General features: G+C 65.5%; 25 protein-coding genes. 13 read left to right on the plus strand and 12 right to left on the minus strand.

What is annotated here, in order from left to right; translation table 11 throughout:
• Positions 1 to 78 precede the first annotated feature (78 nt).
• The 5 genes from F2Q65_RS14800 to F2Q65_RS14820 form a co-directional block, all read right to left on the minus strand.
• Positions 79 to 1,092 carry a YqaJ viral recombinase family nuclease gene (locus F2Q65_RS14800; RefSeq protein WP_150094185.1) on the minus strand — a complete coding sequence of 338 codons (1,014 nt, stop codon included), beginning with the start codon at positions 1,090 to 1,092 and terminating at the stop codon, positions 79 to 81.
• 109 nt (positions 1,093 to 1,201) lie between these two features.
• Positions 1,202 to 2,203, minus strand: a complete 1,002-nt coding sequence (locus F2Q65_RS14805) for a recombinase RecT (protein WP_150094186.1) — start codon at positions 2,201 to 2,203, stop codon at positions 1,202 to 1,204.
• An 83-nt stretch (positions 2,204 to 2,286) separates the two neighbouring features.
• A complete protein-coding gene (locus F2Q65_RS14810; protein ID WP_150094187.1) occupies positions 2,287 to 2,475 on the minus strand; it encodes a hypothetical protein in 189 nt (62 codons plus the stop codon).
• Between the two features lie 7 nt (positions 2,476 to 2,482).
• Entirely contained in the window at positions 2,483 to 2,881 is a 399-nt protein-coding gene (locus F2Q65_RS14815; protein WP_150094188.1) for a single-stranded DNA-binding protein, read from the minus strand.
• Between the two features lie 68 nt (positions 2,882 to 2,949).
• Positions 2,950 to 3,171 carry a hypothetical protein gene (locus F2Q65_RS14820; RefSeq protein WP_150094189.1) on the minus strand — a complete coding sequence of 74 codons (222 nt, stop codon included), beginning with the start codon at positions 3,169 to 3,171 and terminating at the stop codon, positions 2,950 to 2,952.
• A gap of 545 nt (positions 3,172 to 3,716) precedes the next feature.
• On the opposite strand from F2Q65_RS14820, the gene traF reads away from it, so the two are divergent.
• The 5 genes from traF to F2Q65_RS14845 all read left to right on the plus strand — a co-directional run bounded on the left by traF (position 3,717) and on the right by F2Q65_RS14845 (position 11,016).
• On the plus strand, positions 3,717 to 4,694 hold the full coding sequence (traF, locus tag F2Q65_RS14825; RefSeq protein ID WP_150094190.1) for a conjugal transfer protein TraF: 978 nt from the start codon (positions 3,717 to 3,719) through the stop codon (positions 4,692 to 4,694).
• The gene (locus tag F2Q65_RS14830) at positions 4,694 to 6,124 is read left to right on the plus strand and encodes a conjugal transfer protein TraH (protein ID WP_150094191.1); all 1,431 of its coding nucleotides are present in this window, start codon (positions 4,694 to 4,696) and stop codon (positions 6,122 to 6,124) included. The genes traF and F2Q65_RS14830 overlap by 1 nt, the downstream gene beginning before the upstream one ends.
• Positions 6,125 to 6,142: 18 nt before the next feature.
• Positions 6,143 to 9,874: a conjugal transfer protein TraG N-terminal domain-containing protein gene (locus F2Q65_RS14835; protein WP_150094192.1), complete on the plus strand. Its 3,732-nt coding sequence runs from the start codon at positions 6,143 to 6,145 to the stop codon at positions 9,872 to 9,874.
• Between the two features lie 460 nt (positions 9,875 to 10,334).
• Entirely contained in the window at positions 10,335 to 10,805 is a 471-nt protein-coding gene (locus F2Q65_RS14840) for a PIN domain-containing protein (RefSeq protein WP_150094193.1), read from the plus strand.
• Positions 10,795 to 11,016, plus strand: coding sequence for a hypothetical protein (locus tag F2Q65_RS14845; protein WP_150094194.1), 222 nt, complete (start codon positions 10,795 to 10,797; stop codon positions 11,014 to 11,016). The genes F2Q65_RS14840 and F2Q65_RS14845 overlap by 11 nt, the downstream gene beginning before the upstream one ends.
• A 188-nt stretch (positions 11,017 to 11,204) precedes the next feature.
• Here F2Q65_RS14845 and F2Q65_RS14850 read toward each other — a convergent pair whose 3' ends face one another.
• The gene (locus F2Q65_RS14850; protein WP_170265754.1) at positions 11,205 to 11,657 is read right to left on the minus strand and encodes a hypothetical protein; all 453 of its coding nucleotides are present in this window, start codon (positions 11,655 to 11,657) and stop codon (positions 11,205 to 11,207) included.
• A gap of 209 nt (positions 11,658 to 11,866) precedes the next feature.
• Between F2Q65_RS14850 and F2Q65_RS14855 the strand changes: the two genes are divergently transcribed.
• From F2Q65_RS14855 to F2Q65_RS14880, 6 genes are all read left to right on the plus strand, one after another.
• A complete protein-coding gene (locus tag F2Q65_RS14855; protein ID WP_150094196.1) occupies positions 11,867 to 12,418 on the plus strand; it encodes a hypothetical protein in 552 nt (183 codons plus the stop codon).
• 135 nt (positions 12,419 to 12,553) lie between these two features.
• Positions 12,554 to 12,991: a thermonuclease family protein gene (locus F2Q65_RS14860; protein WP_211354052.1), complete on the plus strand. Its 438-nt coding sequence runs from the start codon at positions 12,554 to 12,556 to the stop codon at positions 12,989 to 12,991.
• A gap of 38 nt (positions 12,992 to 13,029) precedes the next feature.
• Positions 13,030 to 13,284: a hypothetical protein gene (locus tag F2Q65_RS14865; RefSeq protein WP_150094197.1), complete on the plus strand. Its 255-nt coding sequence runs from the start codon at positions 13,030 to 13,032 to the stop codon at positions 13,282 to 13,284.
• Between the two features lie 226 nt (positions 13,285 to 13,510).
• A complete protein-coding gene (locus tag F2Q65_RS14870) occupies positions 13,511 to 13,861 on the plus strand; it encodes a hypothetical protein (protein WP_150094198.1) in 351 nt (116 codons plus the stop codon).
• A 37-nt stretch (positions 13,862 to 13,898) separates the two neighbouring features.
• Positions 13,899 to 15,047 (plus strand): AcrVA2 family anti-CRISPR protein, encoded by a 1,149-nt coding sequence (locus F2Q65_RS14875; RefSeq protein WP_150094199.1) that lies wholly within the window; start codon positions 13,899 to 13,901, stop codon positions 15,045 to 15,047.
• 412 nt (positions 15,048 to 15,459) lie between these two features.
• Positions 15,460 to 17,826, plus strand: coding sequence for a DUF4268 domain-containing protein (locus F2Q65_RS14880; RefSeq protein ID WP_150094200.1), 2,367 nt, complete (start codon positions 15,460 to 15,462; stop codon positions 17,824 to 17,826).
• A 403-nt stretch (positions 17,827 to 18,229) separates the two neighbouring features.
• Here F2Q65_RS14880 and F2Q65_RS14885 read toward each other — a convergent pair whose 3' ends face one another.
• The 3 genes from F2Q65_RS14885 to F2Q65_RS14895 all read right to left on the minus strand — a co-directional run bounded on the left by F2Q65_RS14885 (position 18,230) and on the right by F2Q65_RS14895 (position 21,613).
• Positions 18,230 to 19,162 (minus strand): hypothetical protein, encoded by a 933-nt coding sequence (locus tag F2Q65_RS14885; protein WP_150094201.1) that lies wholly within the window; start codon positions 19,160 to 19,162, stop codon positions 18,230 to 18,232.
• Positions 19,163 to 19,339: 177 nt separating this feature from the next.
• The gene (locus tag F2Q65_RS14890) at positions 19,340 to 20,563 is read right to left on the minus strand and encodes an endonuclease/exonuclease/phosphatase family protein (RefSeq protein WP_150094202.1); all 1,224 of its coding nucleotides are present in this window, start codon (positions 20,561 to 20,563) and stop codon (positions 19,340 to 19,342) included.
• A 726-nt stretch (positions 20,564 to 21,289) separates the two neighbouring features.
• Positions 21,290 to 21,613: a hypothetical protein gene (locus F2Q65_RS14895; RefSeq protein ID WP_150094203.1), complete on the minus strand. Its 324-nt coding sequence runs from the start codon at positions 21,611 to 21,613 to the stop codon at positions 21,290 to 21,292.
• A 45-nt stretch (positions 21,614 to 21,658) separates the two neighbouring features.
• On the opposite strand from F2Q65_RS14895, the gene F2Q65_RS14900 reads away from it, so the two are divergent.
• Complete coding sequence (locus F2Q65_RS14900; RefSeq protein WP_150094204.1) at positions 21,659 to 22,207, plus strand: hypothetical protein; 549 nt, start codon at positions 21,659 to 21,661, stop codon at positions 22,205 to 22,207.
• A 56-nt stretch (positions 22,208 to 22,263) separates the two neighbouring features.
• Here F2Q65_RS14900 and F2Q65_RS14905 read toward each other — a convergent pair whose 3' ends face one another.
• Together F2Q65_RS14905 and F2Q65_RS14910 are read right to left on the minus strand one after the other, a co-directional pair.
• On the minus strand, positions 22,264 to 22,611 hold the full coding sequence (locus tag F2Q65_RS14905) for a PHP domain-containing protein (protein WP_150094205.1): 348 nt from the start codon (positions 22,609 to 22,611) through the stop codon (positions 22,264 to 22,266).
• On the minus strand, positions 22,592 to 22,861 hold the full coding sequence (locus tag F2Q65_RS14910) for a Y-family DNA polymerase (protein WP_246156259.1): 270 nt from the start codon (positions 22,859 to 22,861) through the stop codon (positions 22,592 to 22,594). The genes F2Q65_RS14905 and F2Q65_RS14910 overlap by 20 nt, the downstream gene beginning before the upstream one ends.
• Positions 22,862 to 23,334: 473 nt before the next feature.
• On the opposite strand from F2Q65_RS14910, the gene F2Q65_RS14915 reads away from it, so the two are divergent.
• Positions 23,335 to 24,084, plus strand: a complete 750-nt coding sequence (locus F2Q65_RS14915) for a uroporphyrinogen-III synthase (RefSeq protein ID WP_150094206.1) — start codon at positions 23,335 to 23,337, stop codon at positions 24,082 to 24,084.
• Between the two features lie 50 nt (positions 24,085 to 24,134).
• Here F2Q65_RS14915 and F2Q65_RS14920 read toward each other — a convergent pair whose 3' ends face one another.
• Positions 24,135 to 24,707: a FlhC family transcriptional regulator gene (locus F2Q65_RS14920; protein WP_170265758.1), complete on the minus strand. Its 573-nt coding sequence runs from the start codon at positions 24,705 to 24,707 to the stop codon at positions 24,135 to 24,137.
• Positions 24,708 to 24,714 lie beyond the last annotated feature (7 nt).

Consider the following 24,714-nt stretch of genomic DNA (forward strand, 5'->3'; position numbering starts at 1 on the left):
AGGCAGACCGCCTGCCCGGAGGCAGGACGGCCTGTTTGGGTCTCAGGTTTTTAGGGTTCAGGGTTCAGCGCACAGGCGTCAGAAAAAGAAATCCGTCTCTGCCGCCTGGCTCACCGCCCGTTGCACCGCCTGCGCATCGAAGGCGATGGTCGCCTTGTCCGCTTCGGCCTGCACCGTCACGCGTACCCGCTCGCTCGGCGCACGCCGATAGCGCTCTAGCGTCTCGCCATCGAGCCCCGGCAGCTGCGCCTTGAGCAGGGTCGGGTAATCGACACTGCCGTTGGCGCAGAAGCGCGTGATGCGCAGCCCCGCCGATTCGGCGATCAGCGCATCGCCCATCATGGCGATCAGCGCGGTCTGGATCGCATCCATGTCCGCCTTGCACGCCTTGCGCTCGGCGTCGATACGCCGGGCCTCGGCCCAGGCAGCGCGATAACGCCCGGCCAGCACCGCCCAGTCCTCGGTGAGTTGCGGCGGCGGGATGAACAGATCCCGCTGCGAGTCGCGCGGCGGTTCGTCCTTGCGCGTGATGGCCTCCCAGAAGGTCAGCCCCGCATCGACGATGAGGCGGATCGTCTCGGGATCGCGGGCGATCTCGAAGACCGTGTTGTGCTCACCGTTCTGGTGAAACACCAGATAGCCCTTCTCCGCATCGGCCACATAGAGCTGATGCTGCACTTGCGGCGCATAGAGCTGGAAGGCCTTGGCGTCACGCCCCAGGGCGCAGACCTCGCGATAGGTCTTTTCCGATGGCACCTTCAGCTCCACCGGCTCGCCGGCATCGTTGATGCCGTCAAAGGAGGCGCGCAGCACCGGTTCCTGATCGGACTCGGCGCACAGCGGCATGAGCATGGTGTCATAGGCCTGCTTGAACCACTGCCGGGCCGCATCCTCCAGCGCGATACCGCGTTGCACCTGTGGGTTCCTGGACAGATCGGCCGGGCGGGCGAGCCCAGTACGCTCGGCCCAGAGTCGCCAGGGTGTCTTGTACGGCGAGCGCCCCAGGATGATCGGCGCCTCGGAGGCTGTGATGCCTTGTGCGCGCCAAGTCAGCCAGTCCGCACTGCGCTGGGCCACATCGATGATCTTCATACGGGACTCCTCATGACAGCGGGACGCCCGGACCCCGGCGGGGCGACGGGCGCCCCAGGGTGGGGGAAGGATCGGACAGCGACTGTCCGATCCGCTTGGGTGGCCGGCCTCAGGCCGCCTGTTTCTGCTCGGTGTCGGTCTCAGGCGGAGTCGTCCCCTGCGCCCGGCTCAGCGCGGCGAGCGCATAGGCCAGATCGGCCCCGGTGCAGCGCTCGCGCAGATACTGCTCGGCCTGCTTCCAGGCCGCGTTGTCGGCCGCGCGCGCGATGACCTTGTCGATGCGTTGGCGCATGGCCGCATCCAGGCTGGCGGCATCGGGTGCGCTGGTGGGCGCCGCTGCCGGCTCGGATGCGCCGGCAATGGGCGTCTGCCGTTTATCCGTGGCTGTCTCGCTCGGCGTGGCAACCACGCTTACGACTGGCGTCGTGACCTGAGCGGGCAGCGCGGCATCGGCCTCGATGACCTTGCCCTCCATCTCCTCGGCGGTGTAGGTCGCCTCCTCGGGAAAGGCCGCCCGTAAAGAGGCCGCCTTGGCGCACTTCATGAGCTGCCCGCGCGGGCGCTTGACCCACATGTCGGTGGGCAGCTCCGAATAGCTGCCGCCCAGGCGCGCATAGGCCTCCAGCCAGAACACCGGCTCGGTGAACGGGCAGCGCTGTCCGCCGACCAGGCGATACACCGTCACCTCGCACCACTCGGGAAAGCTGACGGTGAGTTCCAGGTCCTGCCAGCTGCCATCGCGGCGCACGCGCCCGACGAAGCTGCGCTCACAGACTGGTCCGAAGCGCGGGGCGTCGAGCCCGGCCCACTGGCCGGTGCGCGCCGCGGTGGTCTGCACCTCGGCGATGCCGGGCCAGACCGTCTCCACCTCGCGGCCGATGGCCTTGGAGTACATCGACACCACATGTACCGGGCGCTTCATCACATCCAGATTGCGCGCCGCGCAGTAGTGCAGGGCGAGCACGATGCCCTCGGCGGTCTTCGCCGCGGGGAAGATCGAGTCGGTCAGCACCTTCCAGGTGCTCGGGGTCAGGTTCAGCGCGGGGTCCACCGCCGGCATCGGGATGCGCGGCTGATCGGTGGCGGCGATGGGCTTGCTGGGACGGGCCATGACAGGTCTCCTTATGATCGCAAGCGGGTACCGGCCCCGCGGGGGACCGGTACCCGACGGGGTGAATGAGCAAACGTCGTGACTCAGCGCGCCGCGCGCTCCAGACGCAGGGCGATGCGCTCCAGGCGTTGCGCGCGGATCAGATCCAGGTGCGTGCCGGCGGGATCGCTGCGGGTGCCGCGGCTGCGCATGCGCCGGGCGCGACGCTTGAGGGTGCGTGCCATCGCACGCGCCTCGCGCCGCGCCCAGACCGCGGCCGGGTCACAGGCCACGGGGGCCTCAAAACGGCAGGGCATCGTCGAACGGTGCCACATCAGCGGCGCCGTCGGCGGTCTTGGCCGTGCCGTTGAGGCCTTTGCCACCGAGCATCTTCATGCGCTCGGCGACGATCTCGGTGGAGACGCGCTCCTGGCCGGACTGATCCTGCCACTGGCGCGTCTGCAGGCGACCTTCGAGGTACACCAGCGCACCCTTGGTCAGGTATTGGCCGGCGATCTCCGCCGGGCGGCCGAACAGCACCACGCGGTGCCATTCGGTGCGCTCCTGGCGCTGGCCGGACTGGTCGAGCCAGCGCTCGCTGGTGGCGACCGAGAGGTTGGCGACGGCGCTGCCGTCCTTGGTCTGGCGCAGCTCCGGATCGCGTCCGAGGTGGCCGATGAGTTGGGTCTTGTTCAGCATGACAGGGTCTCCTGTGAAGGGGAAACGCAGGCCGGTGGTGGATGGCCACCGGCGCTGCTAGACAACGCTCAGGCGCGCTCACGCCGCGAACGGCGCAGAAACGCGGGCGTCTCGTAGGCGCCATAGGTATCCGGCGGCAGCGGTGCGGCGACTGGACGGTGCAGACGGTCTGCAACGCGCCAGATCAGCACCTTCAGGCGCCGGCGCAGACGGCGCACGAGGCGCACGCCCTCAGCAAGGCTGCGAGTGACACGCGCGGAGCGAGCGGACGGGATGAACGGCATGGACATGGGGCTCTCCTGACGCGGGAGACACACCGACCCCGGCGGGGAGGCGTGCTCCCCAAGGGGGTGGAGGATGACCGCCGGTCCATGGAGGACCGGGCGGGTGGGGGGACGCGATTGCAGACCCCGAGGGGCGAGACTCGTGGCGTCTTCGGTCTCAAGTGCTCGCTGCCAGGGCAGCGAACGAACAACAGGTCCCGGACGAGGCGGCTCACGCATGGCGGTTCCCCGGCGGCCGGTTAAAAAGGTCCGGGCCGAAGCCCGGACAAGGTCAACCTACGTTAGGAGTTGCGTGTCGGGCACGGGCGTAAGGGCACCCGACGCGCAGGGTCATTGTCCGGGGAGGCCACCGGTACCGCAGCAGTGAAAGATGACCGAAAACGGCCACTTTCCCGGCTTAAGCGCGGTTTCTCGGCGGGGGCGGGAAAGCGCGGCGCAGCGGGCACTCTTTCGGCGTCGCCGACGCACGTGCGGGGCTGGATCATGCGCGCATGAACAGTGCGCCTCTGAAGCAGCGATCCAAACGCGCGTCGTCGTGGGCAACCCGGATAATGGTCCTGGCCCTGGTGGCGCCTCCGTGGGCTTGGGCGGGCGAGGGCGTGCGCTTCTACGAGCGCAGCGCCGAGGGCTGGTTCTGGTATGCCGAGGCGCCCCCGGAGCCCGAACCGGAGCCCGAACCGGAGCCAGAGCCTGAGCCAGTGCCAGCCCCGACCCCGGCGCCTTTGGCCGAGGTGCCATCACCGCCGCCACCGGATGCCGGGACGGCAAGTGGCCCGACACCGCTGTCCGCCGCCTGGCTGCGGGCGAACCTGGAGCGCTACCGCGACAGCGCCATCGACGACCCCTCACCGCGCAACGTCGCGCTCTATCTCTATCTGCAGCGCCTGACCATCGACAAGGCCGAGCGCTTTGCCGAGGCCACCCAGCGCGCGGTCTGGGCCGATCCGCTGCTCGATGAGACCACGCGCCGCCCGCTCGCCACCTTCGCCGCCAACCTGGTCAACCGCGAGGCGGGCGAGGCGCTGGAATTGGCGCTGGCGGAAACCGCCCAGGTCGCCGGGCTCTGGTTCCTCTACCGCTCGGATTGTCCCTACTGCGAGGCCCAGGCACCGCTGCTGCAGCTGCTTGCCGCACGCTATGGATTTTCCATCCAGGCCATCGCCCTCGACGGTCGCCCGTTGCCCGGCGGGTTCTTCCCCGAGTTCCGTGTGGATCAGGGCCAGGCCAAGGCGCTGGGCGTGGTCTCCACCCCGGCGCTCTTTTTGGCCCGCCCGCCCGATGGCGTGGTCCCGCTCGCCCAGGGCGTGCTGTCGCTTGCGGAGCTCAAGTCCCGCCTCGTCCATGCGGCCGTGGAGGCGGGCTGGATCGATGCGCAGTGGCGCGCGCGCACACGTGCGCAGGTGGCCGACCTGCGCATGGACGCCACGGGCTTGGATGCAGCCGCCCTGAGCGAGGACCCCGACGCCCTGCTCGAGCATCTGCGCGGCCTGATCGCCGCACCCGCTCCCCTGCTCCCAGGAGGTCCCTGATGCGTTTTGCCTCTATCCCTGCACTGGCGGTGCTGCTCGCCCTGTCGACCGGCCTTGGCGTCGCACCGCCCGCCCGCGCCGACCTCGCCGAGGAACTCGACACCATGTTCGACGGCCTGCTCAATGTCACCGAGCCCACCGCGCACATGGGCCAGCGCCGCGGCGTGCTCGCGGGTGGCTCGGTCTATGCCCGCAACCGGGTCATGAACGCCAACCTCATCAACATCGTCCCGCCGAGCTTCGAGGCCGGCTGTGGTGGCATCGACCTGTTCGCCGGCAGCTTCAGCTTCATCTCCCGCGAGCAGCTCACGCAGCTGTTTCGTGCCATCGCCTCGAATGCCGCGAGCTATGCCTTCAAGCTCGCGCTCGATTCCATGTGCCAGAACTGCGGCCAGGTCATGGACTCGCTGCAGAAGAAGGTGCAGGCCATCAACAGCCTCTTCGCCAACTCCTGTCAGCTCGGCCAGGGCCTGGTCAACGACGTGGTCGATGCCTTCGACACCCAGCACAAGATCAAGCACTCCGAGGCCTCGCTGGTGCGCGGACTCGGCGACGTCTTCGAGACCTGGTCGAGCGTCACGGGCACCGATCCGATCGAGCAGGTGCAGCAGAGCGCGCCGGAGTATGCGCGCGAGGTGCTGCAGGGCAACCTGGTCTGGCGCGCGCTGAAGGGGGAGGGTGTGGCGGGCTGGTTCAGCCATGGCGACGATGCGCTGCTGGAGACGCTGCTGTCGGTCACCGGCAGCCTCATCGTCGGCCCGCCCGAGCCAAGCCCGGACGGGCAGGGCAGCAACAACCGCATCACCCCGCTGCCGGCGATTCTCAGCATCCGTGAGCTGCTGCACGGCAGCACCGCCACCTCCGAGGTGCGGGTGTATCGCTGCGCGCCGAGCCGTGATGTCAACGACTGCCTGCGCCCGACGATACAGACGCTGCAGTTGCAGGGCATGATCGAGCGCGTGCGTGTGCTGCTGGTGGGCGATGCCAACCGCACCGGGCTGATCGCCAAGTTCCGCCTGGGTACGGATGACTTCTCCGCCGATGAGAAGGCGTTCATGCAGTCCGCGCCGAACGGCCTGGGCGGGGCGGTGGCGAACCTTGCGCGCATCGATGAGGGCACCGCGGTGCTCTTTGCCGAGCGCGCCGCGCCGGTCATGGCGCTGGAGCTGGTGCAGCTCTTGCTGCACGACATGGCCCGCGCGGTCGCAATCGCCAGCGCCCTGGAGGCCAACGCCTATGCCCGTCCCCTGCGCGAGCAGATCCAGGACGCCCGCGAGGACCTGCGCGCCGAATACACCGTGGTCAGCGCCCAGTACGGCAGCTCCCAGGAGCAGCTCGCCTACTACAGCGACCTGATCCAGTCGGCCAAGGCCACGCCCTATATCAGCGTCGAGCAGGCCGGCGGCGGCAAGCTCACGCCCGCGCAGTAAGGCCGAAGGAGCGCGTCCATGTTCGAGATCCACTCCATCGGCGATGCCGCCTTCCTGACCCAGATCCTCAATGCCGTCGCCGCCCTCACGGGCACCGGCAACTTCCGCCAGCTCGTGGCCGTGGGCCTGGTGGTCGGCGTGATCCTCGGGTTGTTCCAGGGCATCGTCAACAACACCCTCTATTTCGGGCGCTTCTTCATTGCGCTGCTGGTCTATCTGCTCGCCTTCGGCGCCTCGGTGTCGGTGACGGTGGAGGATGCCTACACCGGCTCGGTGCGCGTGGTGGACAACGTGCCCATCGGCCCCGCGGCGGTCGGTTCGGCCATGTCCAACGTCGGCTATGGCGTCACGCGGCTCATGGAGCAGGCCTTCGCCACCCCGGCCATGACCGGGCAGGGATTCGCCGATGCCCTGCAGACCCTGACCGCGGTGCGCAAGGCGACCCTGTCGCGGGCCTCGCTGGGGGCGGCGAACGCGCCGACACCGGGCACCGATGTGGAGCGCGCCATGGTGAACTATGTGGCCGACTGCGTGCTCGCGGATGTGGATACCCACCGGCGCACGCTGGACGATGTGCTGCAGGCACCGGATATCACCACGGCGCTCGCGAGCGACAATCTGGCCTTCACGACTGAGCTCTTTGATGCCGGCCAGCCCCTGATGCTGCCCTGTGATGAGGCCTGGCGGCGGTTGGCGGACTATCTCCCCGCGAGCTTCGTGCCGGCGCTGAAACAGACCCTGGCCGCGCGCTTCGGCGTGGCCACGATCGCGGATGTGGAGACCAAGCTGCAGGCGGCCCTCGATGCCCTGGCCGGCGCCGGGCGCGATGCGCAGCAGTACATGCTCATGTCCACGGCCTTGGGCTGGCTGGAGAAGGGCATCGTGCTCACCCACGAGAACCGCCTGCAGTGGTCGGCGGCGACCACGGTGCAGCAGGCCATCGCCCAGCGCAATGCGCAGTGGTCGGCGGAGCAGGCGTTGTTCATGAACATCGTGCGTCCCATGATGACCTTCTTCGAGGGCTTTCTTTATGCCGTGGCCCCCCTCATGGCCTTTGCCGTGGCGCTCGGTCCCGTGGGCATCAGCCTCGCCGGCAAGTGGCTGCTGTTCGCGCTCTGGACCCAGCTCTGGCTGCCGGTGCTCGCCATCGTCAATCTCTACCTGATGATGGCCGCGGGGCGGGACCTCTCGGCGCTGGAGGTGAGCGCCCAGCTCGATCCCTTCTCCTTCTACGGCCTGCTGCAGATGGACCTGGTGCTGCAGGACTATCTGGCCACGGGCGGCATGCTCGCGGCGGCCACGCCGGCGATTGCGCTGATGCTGATCTACGGCAGCGCGGTGACCGCCACGCATCTGGCCGGGCGGCTGCGCGGCAGCGATCATATCGACGAGCAGGCGCTGGCACCCAAGGTGCTCTCGAGCGCGCCGGTGCTCGGCGTCAGCTCGGGCTTTCAGCACACCCCCTATGGCGGCACCGCGGCCGTGGGGTCGGAGTCAGTGCTGCCGCGCTTCGACATGGGCACCCAGGCCGCGCGCGAGAGCGCGCTCACCGATCAGGCGCTGGCGCAGTCCTCGCAGCAGTTCGTGCGCTCGCTCGGTCAGTTGGCGAGCCGCTCGGCGGGGCGCAATCAGGAATCCTTCGAACAGCGCTCGCTCGGCACCGATTACTCGGCCAGCACGAGCGAGACCGATCGCACGCTCTACAGTGCGGGCAGCAGTCTGGCGCAGAAGTACTCGGACTCCGGATTGTCGAGCAATCAGCTCACCGGTCTACTGACAACGGGCCTCGGATTCGGCGGTGCGGGCAAGTCGCGCAGTTGGATCGAGGGTGAGCTCTCCGGGCGGCTACAGAGCCAATACCAGGTCAATGAACAGCTCTCGCGCCAGATCGCCGACGACATCGCACACAAGGTCAGCAGCGACACCAGCTTCCAGTCGAGCCTTGCCAGCGCGGTCAGCCAGGACGAGCGCCAGGGCGTGCGCAGCGTCTTCACCCAAGGCCTGAGCAGCCAGGACAGCGCCCAGCTGCAGCAGAGCGCGAGCGATGTGGTGCAGGACAGCCGCAGCCATCAGCGTGCCGAGCGCCTGTCGCAATCGGCCGCCGCCTCGGGCAGCTACCGCGCCGCCGAGGTCGGCCAGCGGTTGGCCAGTGATCCCGCCTTGGCCCAGCGTGCCTATGGTGCCATCGACCGGCTGAACCTGACCGGAGACCATGAGCGCGTGACGAGCTGGTACAACGCCATGGGCGTCTTCGCCAATCCGGAGCAGGCCCGCGCTGCGGCGGCCATGCATCTGCTGGCCGGCTATGCGCGCCCGGAGCGGGAACTGACGGCGGACGAGCGACTGCAGGCGCGTGAGGCAGCCTTCGGCCTCCTCGGCGAGGCCTTTGCGGGACCCGGCGGCAGTGGGGCCGATCCCGCGGCTGGAGCGGCACTGCATGGCGGGGCAGGGGGCTTCGGCGAGACACGGGCGGCGGTGGGCGCGGCGGGGCTGTATGACCCAAGCGGCGAGACGGCGAGTCTGCGCACCCAGGCACAGGGGGACTTTGCCGATCGCAGCACGGCCACGACGGGGACCGGCGCGGTCGAGCGCCTCCACGACGGCGGCCAGACCCGGGTTGAGCAACAGCGCCTCGCCAACGCGCAGCGCCTGGCCGGGCAGCGCGCCGCGCACTGGCAGCGGCAGATCATCGCCGAGGCCAACCGCCAGCGCTCGCCCGCGGAGCTCGGCACCGACGGGATCGCCGGCGGGGTGGAGAACCTGCTGCGTCGCGGCCTGATCCAGGGCGAGCGGGCCACCGAGGCCTTCGAGGGCTTCGTCAGTGCCCTGCGCCGCGGCGAGGACCTGCCCGAGGCGACACATGCGGCCGCCGTGCGCTTTGGAGACGCCATCGGTGATCTGGCGACCTATCAGCTGCAGACCCTGCCACCGGGGGCCTTGACCGAGGCACAGGAGACCTTCTATCGCGGGCAGATGAACAATGCCCTGATCGCGCACGGCCCGCTCGGTTTTCTGCTGCTCACGAGCCCGGCGCAGCAGGCGGCCCATGACCAGCTCATGGAGACGCACGGCCCGGTGCTCGGGCGCGCCATCGCCGAGCAGCTGACGCAGGCCGCGCACAGCCTCGACAACAGCAAGCTCACCGGACTCATCGCCTACAATCGGGCACAGGCCGAGCTGGCGGGGTTGGACCAAGCCAGTGCGTCGCCCACGTCCAGTCCCGCGCCTGCTGGGCCAGGGCGTCTGATCCACGAGAGTGTCTCCGGCGGCAGCCAGGGCCAGGTGCTGGACCTGATCGCCGCCCCGGAATCGCGTGGCAACTACAACGCCCTCTACCGAGACGCCGATCAGCAAGCGGTGCAGCTCAGCGAGCTGACCTTAAACGAGGTACGCACGCTGCAGGAACAGCTGGTCGCCGAGCGCGGCGGCTCGCCCGTGGGGCGCTACCAGATCATCGACGACACCTTGGAGGGGCTGATGCAGCGCCTGGGCCTCACGGGCGAGGAGCGCTTCACGCCGGCGCTGCAGGATCGCATGGGGCTCGTGCTCGCGCGCGATGCCGGACTCGATGCCTGGCAGGCCGGCGGGCTCTCCAACGAGCGCTTCGCGCACAACCTCTCGCGCATCTGGGCCGGACTGCCGGCGGATGCGAGCGAACACAGCTACTACGAAGGCGTGGCGGGCAATCGCGCCCAGATTGGCTGGGAGCAGGTGCTTGCGTCGCTGGAGACGGCCCGACCGCGGGGTTGAGTCTCCAGGCGAAGCACGACACCGGTCAGACCCTGGCAATGTCGATCAGTTTGGCTACGGGTCGACCATGTTCGGATGCCACAGCCCTCCAGTAGCGTCGCAAGCAGCGCTGCTAGATCATCCCGGCGGGTCACGCGTCGAGGAAACGGTGTACAAGCGTCAGGCAAGCGCTGTGAGTCTTGTACAGGCTTCGTCGCCCCGTGTGGACCACGGAGCCCGATGGATATACCCTTTCTGCGCATAACCGCATGCAGAGATCGGTTTCGGCCAATAGCTTTAAAGCGCTGCCTCGGGGCGAGAACGTTTTTCGCACAAGGCCCATGGAGATGCGCGGCTACGACAGCCTGCGCCATGTTGAGCATTCGCGCTTCGGCAGGCGCGTCCCAATCGCAGGGGTTGGATGGAAACCCCAAAGGTCGATTCAGTGACTTGAGAGGCCTAGAGAGACGACAGCGAACATATGACTCAGGACAACCGTTTGCAGCGTCGGGTTTATCTCGATCTGTGTTGCTTCAATCGTCCTTACGACGATCAGCGTTTTTCGCGCATTCATTTGGAAACCGAGGCGAAGCTGTTGATACAAGAGCGCATTCGGGAGGGGCTGAATGAGTTGGTGTGGTCGTCGGTGCTTGACTACGAGAACGCCCAGAATCCCTTTCCGGAAAGGCGCTACGCGATTCAGCAGTGGCGATGGCTTGCCAAGCAACGGGTCGTGGCTGATGTGAGGGTGCGTGAGAAGGCTAAACGGCTAATCGAATATGGGATTAAGGACTATGATGCCCTGCATGTGGCATCGGCCATCATAGGCGGTGCGCAACTTTTTGTGACCACGGATGATCGACTGTTGAATCGGCTTCGAAAACAAAATGACATTGTCGCATTGCTGCCCGGCGACGCTTTGGCCCTGTTGGAGAATTGGTATGAAAACTGATGCAGAAATTCGACAGCAGGGAATGCAGGCGTTGATTCAAGCGCTTGGCCTCGTTGATGCCGAGCGCTTTCTGGCCGCGTTTGGACAAGGTCGGTTTGATTACACTGAATGGCGTCGTGCCTCCTTGCAGTGGAATGACTCGCTAGACGCGTTGGCCGATGCGGCGAACGCGTATTCCGACCGAATCGAAGCCGATCAACAAACAGTCTGAAGCAGTGGGGCCGATACGAATGGAATGATACCCGCTGCACATGCTCAAGCATTGTAGGCAGATGCTTTCACACCATTACCGCACCCCAAAGATTCGATTCCAGTACTGACCTGGCGCGTGGTCAGCCCTGCCGAGGTGGGGGCGTCACAGGCGCCGAGCGAGTCTCAAGACAGTTCTCCGGCGGACCATCAGTCCCAGGGTTCACCATCGGAGAAGGTTGTCGGCATCGAGTCATCGATGCGGTCAATGGTCTGCGGTGAGAGCCGGCTGCTGAGCCCGTCGTCCGGGTTGAACGGGCCGAGCCAGTCCGACCGGGTTGACCAACGCGGTGGAGACGATGGTCGGTGGCTGACGGGACGGCTTGTGTCCCGATTCACCCGTCGGCGAGACTGCCGCACAGGCGATGGCTCTGAAAGGTCCTGCAGAACGACCACCATCACGCGGATGATGACGATGAAGAAGAGCCAAGTGACAATCGCCTCGAAGGCCAGGCTATTCGGAAACAGGATCAGCAGCACAAACGCCAGCGCAAAGCCAAAAATGAGAATGAGCCAAAACCAGGGAGTAGGGGGAGGCGATGATAGTCGTTCTTTTGGATTAGGCATCGGCAATTCCACTGAGTGATGTTCGTTGTTCATCATGAACATTGAACGACATTTGAACCGTCGTCCCGTAGCACAGCATAGCAGACGCAATTGCCCTCTGTTCATCCTTCGTGCATCGTCGCTCTCCCACGGCATCATGAACTCTGAATCGGTTTCGGTTAGCTGTATGAAGCGCGCGCTGACGTGAAAAGTCGTCTCTTGTGAATTCAAATTCAAAGCCCGGATGTTGACCGGTCGAATGGCCTATGGCAGCAACGATTCATCAAAAACTCGCTTCCATCGTCGAGGAGATCGATCGCAAGGGCTTTGCGGAGCTCACTCGTCTCACGGTCCTGAAGAAGTGGTTCGACAGGCCCGGGCGGCTTATCGCCTTCGCCCTCTGGATCGCCGAGCAGGCTGCCGCTGAGGACGTCCCGGCATCTGACCCGGCAGCGGCCTTGTTGGCGGACGCACGCGCGCTGCTCGCGGACGTTCAGGCGCGCGGCGCGCTCACCCCAATGGCGATGCGGGCGTTGCATGGACGGCTCAAGGCCTTCCAGGACGAGCACACGAATCTGCGGTGGGACTCAGTCCGCGTGGTCAAATCGAAGGCCTTGCTGCTGATCGAGGAGGCGCTGACGATCTGTCTCTGGCATCCGCACGACGGGCGCCTTGGCTACAAGCTCGCGGCCTACTACTGCGAGTACTACGGATCGGGGTATGGCAGCAACCTCAACGGCCCGTCGCGGGCGCGCGTGCAGGCCATCGCCGAGCTCGTCGCCCAACGACAAGTGGATGAGGTGGCCTTCGCGCAATGACGGCGACGCTCGCCCCCGCTTGCGCCAACCGTGCCTGCCCCGTAGACTCATGACACACGTCAGCGGCGCCAGGACGGACGCCAGCACCCGCTGAAGGAATCAAGCACAACCAACAGTCGATTGCCGGAGGAGAAGTTGGCCATTCATACGCCTGGACGCCTGCGTCTGGCGCTGATCGCCGCAGTGATCGCCGCGCCCGCCCTGCAGGCCGAGACCCTCCTCGGCCGCGCCACCCATGTGCGTGATGGCGACACCATCGAAGTGCAGGGGGTTGCGATCCGTCTGCAGGGCGTCGCCGCACCCGAGCTCAGGGAAAAATGGGGCCGCGCATCGAAAGAAGCGATGCAGCGGATCGTCTCGGGTCAGCGTCTGCGCTGCGAACTGACGGGCGAGCGCACGCACGACCGCAAGGTTGGTGTCTGTTTTCTCGATGACGGGACCGATATCGGCGCCGAATTGATCAGCCAGGGGCTGGCACGTGACTGCCCGCGCTTTTCCGATGGTCGGTATGCCGATGTCGAGGTGACGCAATCGCGGACGCTGCCATTCCCCGGCTACTGTCGTCGAAGGTGATGATGAGGGACCCGCTCGGGTTCGTTGCTGCGATTGGGATGGCCGACGCCCTGATCGACGACGCGACCAAGGAACAGCTCGCAGAAGCGGCCCGGTTGCTCGCCGTTGCCGTGGGGTACTACGAACGGCGCTGCGGTGAAGTTCAACCGGATCTGCTGCAGAAGCTGCTTCGCTCAGGAGACCTGGACGAAGAGACCCTGTCCATAGTAACCGCTGGTATGCAGAACCTGGTCTCGGCGCTGGCGGAGGTGACGGGGAAGGTAGATGTCTTTGAAGAGGAGGTGAGGCACTGAGCGCACGCCATCGTCATCGAGTGGTCGAGATCGAAAAGGGGCGCGGTCAGGAGCAATGCGCTGAGCACGTCGGTGCTCGCGTGAATGAGAGGGCGAACGGGCTGTAGGTGCTGCCTGCGACCGCAGGTCATCAGCCAGCGCCTCCCCGCAGCCTTAACATGCCCCAGCTGAAGTGCCATCCCTTGGCCTCTTCGCGCCGTTAACCAACACGATGAGCAGGACTACGATGTTCATGATCACCGCACCGTACCGGCGTTGCATCCCGGTCCTCCTCGCTGCAGCGCTCGCCAACCCGGTCTTCGCCGCCGAGCCCGTCCTCAAGCTGACCAGCAGTTGTCCGAGCGGTTACCGCACCGACGGGACCTCGGGCTATTGCGTCCCGTTCAATCCCGCCGATACCAGGATCGTGGTCAGAAAGCTGACGACCTCCTGCCCGAGCGGCTACTTCACCGACGGCACCTCGGGATATTGTCGCGGCACCGACAACGCCCGAGCGGTCGTCCCCAAGACGGGCAACAGTTGTCCAAACGGATATCGCACCGACGCGACCAGCGGCTATTGCACGGCCACCCGTTGAGCAGCGAGCACCTCATCGATTTTACGGAGCGCCCCTGATGGAGCGTCTGCAGGATCCGAAAATCCTCGCCCTGCCGCACCCCGTGCGCATGGATGCGGCCCTGGGGCACGCGTTCGATACCGAGGTGTTCGCCAACCTGGGTCTCCTGGAGGACCTGCGTCCGTCTCTCACGGACGAGAGCGTCACCACCGAATGGCTCATCAACGCCTTGCCCGGGCTCAACGCCCTGGCCCTGGTGCATCTGGGCATGCCCGCCAGCGTCAACATGGGCACCTTCATCCTGATGCTGACGCGCGCGCGACTGCGCGCCCATGGCGATCCCATCCTGGCGGTGACGCCGGCCCTGCAGGCCCTGTTGGCCGAGACGGATCTCGTGAGCGGCTTGCCGGCACGCTTCTTCCGATGCCCGCATCCGCTCGCCTACATCGCCTTTCCCCGTCCCAGCGATCTCCGCGTGCCCAATCAGGTGTCGGGACTCCATGAGCTCGAAGGGGTCTATGTGGGCACCTACAGCGTGCCGCCGCATCACGCCCTGCACCACAAAGATGGGCGCAATCGGGCGCTGCAACTCGACCCCGATAAGCCGACGCGGGTGGTGGAACTGGTCCTGACCGGCTCGCCTGTCGGCAAGAAGAATGCCCTCGATGATGCCTCGCAGGATCTGGTGCTCTTCATCCAGGACGAGGACGAGTGCCTGAGCACGCTGCTGGAGCGGCATCTGACCTACTTCCAGCGCCCGGAGATCTATGAGGTCCCCGGCATGCGTCCCGCCAACCCAGAGGAGGTGCAACTGGTCAGGCCCATGGTCCTGGCGCTCGCCAAGGTGCTGCTCTATCTGAATCTCGCCGATGCCGAGCAAGCGCGGATCGATGAGCGCGATGCACTTGAGCGCAAGTACCGCAGATACGGCAAGCTGACGGCCGCGCGGCGGGCGAAGCTCGAGGCCACCTACAACCGGACGCTGCTCGGCCCGAACAGCGTCCCCGACGCCGGGGCGGGAGCTACACTGCACGCCCGTGATGAAGCCAAAAACCGCATTCGCCCGCATTGGAAGCGCGGACACTTCAAGCGCATCCGCTTCGGCGAGCGGCTGAGCCAGAGTCGGCTGCAGTGGATTCAGCCCTACCTGGTGCATAAGGCGGAGGTCTTCGCCACGGTGAAGACCAGGGCGTCGGCAGAGCGGTGATAGACCCTCAGGCGACGATCACGTCCCCGTGTCGCCGACATCCCTGCCGACAGCCAGCCATCAATTGTCGGTCTCGGCGAATGACTGTCCTGCTAACCAGGGCAGAAACATAGGTAAGGCATCGCGATCAACGGTGCAAGACGGCATGAGCTCGGCATACCGATGGTGGCGGGGGCGTCCAATCCCACCACGTACCTGCTGTTCCCGAAGCATCGGAGCACGCACGTGGAGGATGACGGCCAGCTGACCTTATCCGTTCCGCCCCTGATGGCGATGGATCGCTACCGCAGAAGGCGGCTGACAACCGAGTTGCCTCGACTGAGGTGGAGATGAGCACGCATCGCACGTTACGCATTGCAGTGATGGAAGACCTCCTCATGGTCCGCGCCCCCATCGACGAGGAAACCGCCGCATGAATAGCTACACCAGCGAGCCCCTCAGGGCCATCGATGGCCGCGCCCGCACCATCCGAGAGTTGCTGGACAAGGCCAAGTACGCAATCGACTTCTACCAGCGCGAATACGCCTGGCAGGAGCGCCAGGTTCGTGAGTTGATCGACGATCTCACCGGCAAGTTCCTCGACTACTACGAGGACGGTCACGCTCGACACGAGGTGGAGCGCTACGGGCACTACTTCCTCGGTTCGGTGGTACTGAGCCACAAGCGTGGCCAGCGTTTCGTCGTCGATGGCCAGCAGCGTCTGACCACACTGTCCCTGCTGCTGATCTACCTGCACAACCTGCAGGCGGATCGCGACGAGCAGGTCGATGTCCGCACCCTGATCTACTCGGAGAAGTTCGGCCGAAAGAGCTTCAACCTCGACGTGCCCGACCGCGCGGAGGTCATGCAGACGCTGTTGGAGGGACGCATGCCGGAGCTGACCGGTGAGGGCGAATCGGTGCGTAACGTCGCCGCGCGCTATGCCAATATCGTCGATCACTTTCCGGGGGAGATCGCCGCCGAGCCGCTGCCCTACTTCATCGACTGGCTACTGGAGAACGTCCACCTGGTCGCCATCGAGGCGTACTCGGATGAGGATGCCTACACCATCTTCGAGACCATGAACGACCGCGGGCTCTCGCTGAGCCTGCCGGAAATGCTCAAGGGCTACGTGCTCGCCAACATCACCCACGAGGACGACCAACGCGCCGTCAACGCCACCTGGAAGGCGAAGATGCAGGCCCTGCGGGAGGTCGGTGACGAGGAGGACGTGGACTTCTTCAAGGACTGGCTGCGCGCCCGCCACGCCCAGACCATCCGGCCCGGTAAGAGGGGCGCGGAGAACAAGGACTTCGAGCGCATCGGCTCGGAGTTCCACCGCTGGGTGCGGGATCAGAAGGACCAACTCGGTCTGGCGGACGAGAAAGGGTTCATCCGCTTCGTCAAGGGTGACCTTGACTTCTATGCCCGGCGTTACGGTGAAATCCGCCGCGCTGCCGGTACGCTGACGCCGGGCTGGGAGTCGATCCGCTACAACGCCGAGCGCGGGTTCACCTTGCAGACCCAGGCGATACTCGCCCCCCTGGCGCCAGACGACCCGCCGGAGGCGGTGCGGCGCAAGGTCGCTCTGGTCGCCGACTTTCTGGACATTTGGCTCGCCCGGCGCGTCTGGAGCTTCCGCACCATCGCCTACTCGTCGGTGCGCTACACCCTGTTCCAACTCACCAAAGAGCTGCGCCACCGCAATGTGGCGGCACTTTCTGAATACCTTCGCGACCAACTCGACGCGCAGCCTGAGAGCTTTGCCGGGGAGCCCCGTTTCCGGCTGCATCAGCAGAACTACCGCCAGGTGCGCCACATCCTGGTGCGGCTGACCCACTGGGTCGACAGCCAGTGCGGCGTCGCCTCTCACTTCGAGGATCTGATCTCCGAGGGCCGCGGACGCCCCTTCGAGATCGAGCACATCTGGGCGGACCAGTACGAGCGGTTTACGCAGTGGTTCCCGCACCCCTCGGATTTCGAGACCGAGCGCAACCGCATCGGCGGCCTGGTGCTGCTGCAGCGCGGCATCAACCAGAGCCTGGGGGATGCCGTCTACGAGCAGAAGCGCGACGCCTACGCGACCCACAGCGCGAACCTGCTCGCCCGCAGCCTGCACCCGCTCGCGTACCAGAACAACCCAGCCTTCTCCGCCCTGATTGATCGGACGGGGCTGCCGTTTCGCGCCTACGATGCCTTCGGCCCCGACGAGCAGCAGGAACGCCTGGAGCTGTATATCCGCATCGCCGAGTGGGTTTGGAATCCGTCGCGTTTGGACCTTGATGGCGAAAAGCCGCCAGAACCGTTGCCTATCGGAGTGCCTGTAGATCGAGATGACGATGCGGGTAATCAAGCGCTTATGGGTCGTCACAAGGCGCGGCTCGCGTTCTGGACCCAACTTCTTGATGCGGCAAAAGTCCGCTCGGACCTGCATGCCCGCATATCGCCCGGAAAGCAAAGCTGGCTCTGCGCCAAACGCGACGGCGTCTCCTGGTGCTACGCGGTCCAAGAGGACCAGACGAGCGCTGCGCTCTATCTGGAGTTTCCAGAAGCGAGTGAGAACAAGGCCGTATTTGATGCACTCCTGGATAGGAAACAGCAGATCGAGACCAAGCTCGGTGAGCCGCTCAATTGGTATCGCCTGGACGACAAGAAAAGCTGCTGGATTGGGGTTAATTATCCGGGCGGCTGGCGCGTCGAGAGTACCTGGGCGGCCGCCATCGAGCAGAGTGTTGAGGCGATGTGTAGGCTGTACTCAATCCTGGCCCCGCTCGTTCGCGAACTTCGGACTGAGCGCTGATGCGATCACTTGTCAGCAGCTCAATCCGGGAGCGCACGGATGTGCATCCATCAGTGTAACCAGCACATCCTCAACGCCAGGCCCATTGCAAAAGGATCAAGACCAAGAGAGGGATTGAGGGAATCAGATTCGGTTTTGCAGTATTTTGAAAATTGTGTACATTTTGCGCTCTTAGGTTTAGTGTGGGCAAGCAGTTCAGCCCCATTGCTTTAGAGTAAGTCCTTTGCAGCCACCGGAATCTTGAATGGGGAGGCAGGTCGTTGGTTCAGCTCGCCTGCGACGAGGTAAACGATGGTGATCAAATGCCGGGGGTGGGGAGTGCCATCGTCGTGCGCCCTGACCTTGGCTGCCTCCCGGGTGTGCATTTTCCGCTGGGCCTGCGGAATCACCATCGTCATCACCCTCACTGGCAGACGCGAGGATCAGCACTTGCGGTCCCGCAGACGGGCACCTGTACCTGGCGATTCAACGCCAGGCGAAGGTACTCCAGCGACGGCAAGTGACAGTAACGGACACCCCATTTTCGCGGCTCGCAGGCGCTGCCTAAGAAGCCTTGATGTCCTCCCGTGGCATTGCAGAAGGCGATGAAGTTGTCATAAGGCGGCGGGGCTGGCACGTCGTCCGGGTGGGGCGAGATGTACAGGGCGCTCGCCTTGATATGGAGGGGTCCGCCAAGAAAGGCGCGGTAGAGCACGGGATACGGGGAGTCAGGAAATCCCTCAGTCCATTGTGCGCCGCTGGCGAAGAGCGCGTCCTCGTCGAGCACCACCTGACGGCGGACCAAGCGCTGTTGCCAGCGCGGTAGACCGGTCAGTAACGTCTCGAGTGAGGCGGCGTTGATCGCTTGGCAGGGTTCGTCAATGACCCAGAGCGTGGGGTCAGTCGCTTGCAGGTAGGCTGCGTTCTTCATCTTGCAGGAGAGGATCCGCGGATAGACGCGATGGGTGCGTCCGTGCTCGCCGTACAGGATGTGCTGCATGCTGCTGAGTGGCAAATCGGGCGCCACCGGTGGGTCATAAGTGAGTGGAGTGGCGCCTTCGACAACAGAGTAGGGAGTGGCGCTGGAACCGACGAAAGCATCCCATTGATGGTAAATCAGGTTGCTGACGCTAACCTCGCTTGAGGTGATGATGCGCTGAGCCTCGCCGCAGAAACCGTTGACGGCAGCGATGGATTCGTCGCTTGACTGACCATCAAGGGCGCGAAGTGCTGGGAGCGGCTTGTGAAAAGGCTCGGCTTGCCAGACATCCCCGGTTTGAGCCAATGCACTGTCGAGAAACGAGAGCAGAACTAGAGCGACGGCAAACAGCGTCTGTGGCGCGCGAATGGACGACATGGGCGATGAGACTGCGTTGCTGGATGATGGATGGCTGCAATGAGCGCCGGTTGACTCCTCAATGGTAACCCTGTTGCACCGTGACACCGACACGATGGCAATGCAGCACGTCCTGTCATTTCAGACGTCATAGCGCATGCCGATGCGGACGCGTGCAGGTCGGTTTGAGTCTCGTCGTCAGAATGCCGTTCGGGATGTGCTATCGCGCGTGATTCCCGCGCGCAGCGTCGCCCCTGCAGCCACTGCGACGCCCGGTTGCATGCTGATCCGCACGCTGGCCTGCACCGTGACGGCCGCCTCCGAGGCGATGACCAGATTCGGCCCGAGCGTGATCGACGGGCAGACATACTGCGCTGATGTCGAAAGCGTCCGATTGGCCAGCACCAACTCGCCGCTCGGCGGACAGACGTCCGGATCGGCATAGGTCGGCACCGTGAGATCCGCGAACACCGGCAGATGATCTGATGCCGCCGGGCACACCGTAGCCTCGAGTGGGTCGCCCACGAGCGGCAGACCGAGCATCAGGGACTCGTCGGCGCAGTCGTAGACCTGCGCGCCCAGGGCTGCGATGTTCGCGCTGGCGAAGAGGTAGTCGAGGCGTCGCCCGGAGTCCGGGCGCGTGGCATAGTTGTCATCGACCTGCTTGGCATCGAGCATGGCCGCCCAGTCGGTGACGGGGGTGAAGGGATCGTTGATCAGGCCGGTGCTGCTCAACAGCGTCTCGATGTCCGCGCCGGTGTCGAAGGCCTCGGGCAGGTCGGTGGGGATCTCCGTGAAGGCCGTCGGGGTCAGCGGCAGATCGCGGATGTCTTCGTTGACGTCGCCCGTGACGATGTAGGGCTCGGTTCCATCCTCGATGTTGAGGACGACCTGACCGATCCGCGTCGACTCGATGGCACGGCGGTACTCGTCGGTGTTGGTGGCGCCGGATTTCCAGTGGTTGACGATGACGCTCAGCCGATCGTCGGCGCCGGTCACATCCACCGTCGCCGCGAGGATATAGCGCGTCAGGTCATTGGCATCGGGGTCGCCGGAGAGGTCCGCCGCCGACCAGGCCCCGCTCGTCGTGATTGGAAAATCCGAGAGCACGGCCGCGCGCAGCGACCCGAACGGCCCCGCGGGGGCGACCGTGACATTGGCATACCCGAGATCGACGGCGAGTTGCGCGACATAGGTCGTATCCGCCGCGCTGGCCACTTCCTGGATGGCGACGATGTCGGCGCCGAGGCGCGCGAGCACCGAATTGGCCGCCGCGTACTGGTCACTGCCGGGCTCGCCGATGGTCTCCACGTTCCAGGTGGCGAGGCGCACCGGCTGATCGGCCGCGGCGAGCGTTGCGGCGCAGGCCAGCAGGCAGCCGAGATTCTGGCGACCTTTCCGCTTTCGCTTAGGCTTGATCATGTTGCGTTCTCCCGCGGCGGGTGCCGCAGCGTTCGTGCCCGGTTCCCGATCGCCTGGTCGTCAACGTCCGCCGTCGTGGCGACCTCCACATCTTGACTTACGTGTATTCTTGCTCGACGCTTCGGCACTATACCGCCGTCAGTCATAACACGGATTGCGCTACGTCAATTCCAGTGGTGGTGAAGCTCGTGGCGATGGCCCCCGGGCTGCAGGTCACTGTTTGGTAAACCGTGTTCGTCATGGGTGGCCAGCTGTCGAAATCGTGGGCGCAGCGGCATACGGTCGATTGAGATCGTCCCCTCGGATCGTTACCCGAGTTCAGAGGAAGAATGACCGGCATCAGGGTAAGTCGGCAATGACCGCGTCCGCTTATGGTTCCTTTGCTGTCGACTCGCCACAGAGCGCCAACGGTCGTAGCTCGGACATTACCGTCAAGACTGGTGAAGTCACGAGTGATCGCTGACTGCTCGCCACGCGGTCGTGCAGTTGGCTAGAAAGAAATGTCGACGCGTGATGGGCATCAAAGCTTTGGCTGCGGCCTTGAGAGGGGGCGCGCGGTCGAAAAGGGGTGAGGGCTGCTGCTCGCCACAGTCCTCGGGTGCAGGCTGCGGTGCGTTGGCTGGCAGGATGTTGGCCTGCGAGCGAAGGGCAGAGCCGAATCGCCGCTACTGCAGCCGGCGATCGCTCGATCTCCTCGGCTTGAGCAGACGGGCGGCCGAATCGCCCCTACATGGACTCCAAAATGTGGCCGTTGAGGGCCCACTCCAATTCTTCAGCGGCGAGTTGCATGCGCTGCGCAGGATACGCCCGACGTGCACCTGCGTTGCAAGGCTCGCGGTCGCAAGCAGTAAGGTTGAGCCCAGGCAGGAGCAGTCGAGCCAGGAACAGGACGTTGTCGCCTTCGGTGCGGTGGCGGCCGGGCGGGGATTGATGGGTGTCTTGGACCTGCTGGCGTGAAGGAGTCACCATCGGTGGCGCGGCGGTGGCCGTCGAAGGACCGCCGAGATAGGGCGCCAGCGGATCGCCGGTGCCGAAGCGATGCAACTCCATCGAGGAAATCAGGTGCGCCTCATCAGAACAGTCTGGACAGCAGTGATGGTCGCCTGGCTTGTCGGTGCAACAGCGGCGCAAGCCGCGGAGACCTGGACGCTGACCGCGTTCGACGACGACATCAATGCCGCGACGGTGCGGATCGCCGCTGTCCGTAATGCACAAGCCTACGGCTTCAAGATCTATGCGCCGAGCCACGAGGACAGGATCTGGGCCACCTTCCTGCTACCACCGGATGGCCCGGAGACTTTCGATCAGGGGCTGGACCTGCATTGGCAGGTGTCTGGATCCGAGGAATGGTCGCTCATGGCAGTGACGGACGGCGTTGCCAGCCGCATCGGTGCCGATCCAGCCGAGCTGCGCCATGCTGGCCCCAGGTACGTCTCGCTCGTGATCGGGCATGCGCGCGAGCTTCACCGAGCGGATACCCCGTTGCGCAGCCTGCTGGCGGGAGAGACGCTGACCGTGCGCTACAGCGCCAAGGAGACGGGCGAGCGCCAAATGCGCTTCTCGCTGGAGGGGGCGGATGTGGCGATCGCGGAAGTCATGGCGCTGTTTGTGCCCGCCGAAGAGGCACACGCACCGCGGCCTTGACCCTGGTTTGCAGCGCGGCTGCAACAGTTCGCCGCCGCAACGCCTGCTAAACGGCCTCAGTCTGCGAACACGAGCGTCTCGTGAATGTCCAAGGCTGCGGCCACATGGCGCGCAACGGTCTGATTCAGCCAGTTCGGCTGATGGGCATCGGAGCCGATGACGAAGCGAAAGCGCTTGCGGAAGGGGCCGTAGAACTGCCGCCAGTCGCAGCGCCAGACATAGCGGTTGTTGATCTCCACCAGGCACTCGGGTGGGACCCGCTTAAGATCGGTCCCCAGGGCGTTCGGGTGCGCGACGATCACCGGGCGGTCAGCGGCGAGCAACCGCTCCAGTGCCCGGTAGTCCGCTGCGCGGTCATAGCAGTGGAAGATACGATAGTCACAGTCAGCGTCCAGGGCCGACACCCATGTATGCCCGTTGACGGTCGGAGGCCAGCTTCGCGATGAGCCGGTTCGGCCCCAGACCCACCGAGGCGGTCAGACCGACGGCCTCGCGGATCACCGCCTTGGCGCGACGGCCGATCACCTCGGGCGGTCCGATCAGCCGCTCCAGGCCTGAGCAGTCCAGATAGGCCTCATCGATGGAGACCGGCTCCACTACGGGCCGACCGGGCTGCTCGACCGCCGCATAGAAGGCGTCGAGATCGATGTGCATGAGCTGGCGGGGCATCGGCGGCGGAGCGGTGATCTCGGATCGGCAGTCGCGAAAGCCGCCAGTGTAGCCAGGTCCATCGGGGTTATGCTGCCCCAGTGCACTTGCCGTCCGAGGCGGCGACATCCGCTTTGATCCCGCGGGCGGACGCGCTTGGACGATGACTGTAGCCAATGTAGCCAGCCCTGGCGGGCAAACGTGAAATCGCGCCGCAACCACAACCCCTGGCTACATTGGCTACATTGGCTACAAACCCGTGGATCAGGACGCCCTTGGACGCGAGCGGTGAGGCAAGTTGTTGATTCTGTGTCGGGCATCCCACGCCCGCGGGCTCCCTGTCGAGCTGGCTACAAATGGCTACAAATGGCTACAAAGACGCGCTGTCCTGCGCATCGCCATCCGCTATGGTGGCGTATGTCTGATCCAGCGCCGACCAGGCTGTCACCGAAGACCGCGTCAGCGAGCCCCCATCGACCATGAAGACCGTTCTCGTCACCCGAACCCGGCACCAGGCGCAGCCCCTCATGACGGCACTGGAGCAGGCGGGCCTTGCGCCCATCCTCTTCCCCACCATCGAGATCAGCTGCCTGAACGACTGGGCACCGCCGGACCTCAAGCGCGTTGCCGGCGTCTTCTTCACCAGCGTCAATGCCGTCCAGTGTCTCTGCGAGCGCCTGCGCCGCGACGCGCCAGCGGTCCTCGCCGAGCTGCGCCAGAGCCGCGTCTGGGCCGTCGGGCGGGCCACCGCCGAGGCCCTGGCCGGCTATGGCGTCGGCACCGAGCCGCTGCCGACGGTGGCTGATGCGGTGCATCTGATGGCCTCCATCGACCCCGGGCGGATCATCGACCAGGACCTGTTGTTCGTGCGCGGCAGTCGCTCGCTCGGCACCATTCCGAGCGTCATTTCAGAGCGGGGAGGGCGTTGCACGGAATTGACCGTCTACGAGAACCGCAAGCCCGCGCTTGCCGATGCCGAGCGCATCCGCAGACTGCTCGATAGCGGCGGCATCGACTGCCTGTCGTTTACCAGCCCATCCACGGTGGAGCATTTCTTCGCCGCCATGGGCAGCCATCAGATCCCGGAAGGCGTGCGCATCGCCGCCATCGGCACGACTACGGCCGCGGCGCTCTCGGGCTTGGGACTGCGGGCCGACATCATGCCGGCGGTATTCGACGGGCCGAGCCTGGCCCAAGCGATCGCCGAGGCGCTTGCCCCGGCGTTGTGAGGGTGTCTCTCGGTGTCGCAGGCGTCGTTAAGCCTGCGCCTCAGGAGCAATCAGCCCGATCCAGGCGTGCGGATGACGGTTCCGCGACGTCGCCCCAGCGCCCTCACCGACAGCCCGGCGCAGCGATACAGTGCGCAGAGCGGACAGTCCTGATCGAAGCGCCCGTTGCGGGTGATCAGATAGTCGATCTCGCAGGTGGGGCAGTGGTGAAGCTCGGCATCGCCATTGCGCAGGTCGCGCGCCAGGGTCCAGCAGCGCGTCATGTCCAGGCTGTTCTCGGCCCCGAGCAAGGCGTGCAGGGCATCATGTGCGCGGATCACGGCCTGAATCGGCCGGGCCTGACGCGCGTTCGCCGGGTCCTGCTCACCCGCAGCCGGCAACTGCCGAAACCGCCGATAGGCCGTTGCGAACAACGAGGCCTGCAGCTGCAGGGAGCGGGTCGTGATCACCGTCGCCCCGGCGGCGGGTAACTGTCCCGAAGGGGCCGGCGCCCCATGCACCTCGCGATAGAGCGCGCGCAGCGCATCGCGTGGAATGTCAGTCTCCTGATGCACGATGGACAGGCGCGTGCGCCGCGCGATCAGCGCCAGGGCCAGCTGCACCCGGGCGTGCCCGTGAAGCATCGACCCC

Origin of the sequence: Thiohalocapsa marina, assembly GCF_008632335.1 — a bacterium.
In the GTDB taxonomy this organism is placed as follows: Bacteria; Pseudomonadota; Gammaproteobacteria; order Chromatiales; family Chromatiaceae; genus Thiohalocapsa; species Thiohalocapsa marina.

What these genes read in the sequence shown, in the direction of transcription:
- F2Q65_RS14885 (WP_150094201.1), bottom strand. Translation starts at nt 19,162, where the DNA reads ATGTCGTCCATTCGCGCGCCACAGACGCTGTTTGCCGTCGCTCTAGTT.
- F2Q65_RS14865 (WP_150094197.1), top strand. Translation starts at nt 13,030, where the DNA reads ATGGCCGACGCCCTGATCGACGACGCGACCAAGGAACAGCTCGCAGAA.
- F2Q65_RS14910 (WP_246156259.1), bottom strand. Translation starts at nt 22,861, where the DNA reads ATGCACATCGATCTCGACGCCTTCTATGCGGCGGTCGAGCAGCCCGGT.
- F2Q65_RS14800 (WP_150094185.1), bottom strand. Translation starts at nt 1,092, where the DNA reads ATGAAGATCATCGATGTGGCCCAGCGCAGTGCGGACTGGCTGACTTGG.
- F2Q65_RS14920 (WP_170265758.1), bottom strand. Translation starts at nt 24,707, where the DNA reads ATGCTTCACGGGCACGCCCGGGTGCAGCTGGCCCTGGCGCTGATCGCG.
- F2Q65_RS14855 (WP_150094196.1), top strand. Translation starts at nt 11,867, where the DNA reads ATGGCAGCAACGATTCATCAAAAACTCGCTTCCATCGTCGAGGAGATC.
- F2Q65_RS14875 (WP_150094199.1), top strand. Translation starts at nt 13,899, where the DNA reads ATGGAGCGTCTGCAGGATCCGAAAATCCTCGCCCTGCCGCACCCCGTG.
- F2Q65_RS14845 (WP_150094194.1), top strand. Translation starts at nt 10,795, where the DNA reads ATGAAAACTGATGCAGAAATTCGACAGCAGGGAATGCAGGCGTTGATT.
- F2Q65_RS14900 (WP_150094204.1), top strand. Translation starts at nt 21,659, where the DNA reads ATGGTCGCCTGGCTTGTCGGTGCAACAGCGGCGCAAGCCGCGGAGACC.
- F2Q65_RS14815 (WP_150094188.1), bottom strand. Translation starts at nt 2,881, where the DNA reads ATGCTGAACAAGACCCAACTCATCGGCCACCTCGGACGCGATCCGGAG.
- F2Q65_RS14805 (WP_150094186.1), bottom strand. Translation starts at nt 2,203, where the DNA reads ATGGCCCGTCCCAGCAAGCCCATCGCCGCCACCGATCAGCCGCGCATC.
- F2Q65_RS14880 (WP_150094200.1), top strand. Translation starts at nt 15,460, where the DNA reads ATGAATAGCTACACCAGCGAGCCCCTCAGGGCCATCGATGGCCGCGCC.
- F2Q65_RS14840 (WP_150094193.1), top strand. Translation starts at nt 10,335, where the DNA reads ATGACTCAGGACAACCGTTTGCAGCGTCGGGTTTATCTCGATCTGTGT.
- F2Q65_RS14895 (WP_150094203.1), bottom strand. Translation starts at nt 21,613, where the DNA reads ATGGAGTTGCATCGCTTCGGCACCGGCGATCCGCTGGCGCCCTATCTC.
- F2Q65_RS14890 (WP_150094202.1), bottom strand. Translation starts at nt 20,563, where the DNA reads ATGATCAAGCCTAAGCGAAAGCGGAAAGGTCGCCAGAATCTCGGCTGC.
- traF (WP_150094190.1), top strand. Translation starts at nt 3,717, where the DNA reads ATGGTCCTGGCCCTGGTGGCGCCTCCGTGGGCTTGGGCGGGCGAGGGC.
- F2Q65_RS14820 (WP_150094189.1), bottom strand. Translation starts at nt 3,171, where the DNA reads ATGTCCATGCCGTTCATCCCGTCCGCTCGCTCCGCGCGTGTCACTCGC.
- F2Q65_RS14870 (WP_150094198.1), top strand. Translation starts at nt 13,511, where the DNA reads ATGTTCATGATCACCGCACCGTACCGGCGTTGCATCCCGGTCCTCCTC.
- F2Q65_RS14835 (WP_150094192.1), top strand. Translation starts at nt 6,143, where the DNA reads ATGTTCGAGATCCACTCCATCGGCGATGCCGCCTTCCTGACCCAGATC.
- F2Q65_RS14830 (WP_150094191.1), top strand. Translation starts at nt 4,694, where the DNA reads ATGCGTTTTGCCTCTATCCCTGCACTGGCGGTGCTGCTCGCCCTGTCG.
- F2Q65_RS14850 (WP_170265754.1), bottom strand. Translation starts at nt 11,657, where the DNA reads ATGATGAACAACGAACATCACTCAGTGGAATTGCCGATGCCTAATCCA.
- F2Q65_RS14915 (WP_150094206.1), top strand. Translation starts at nt 23,335, where the DNA reads ATGAAGACCGTTCTCGTCACCCGAACCCGGCACCAGGCGCAGCCCCTC.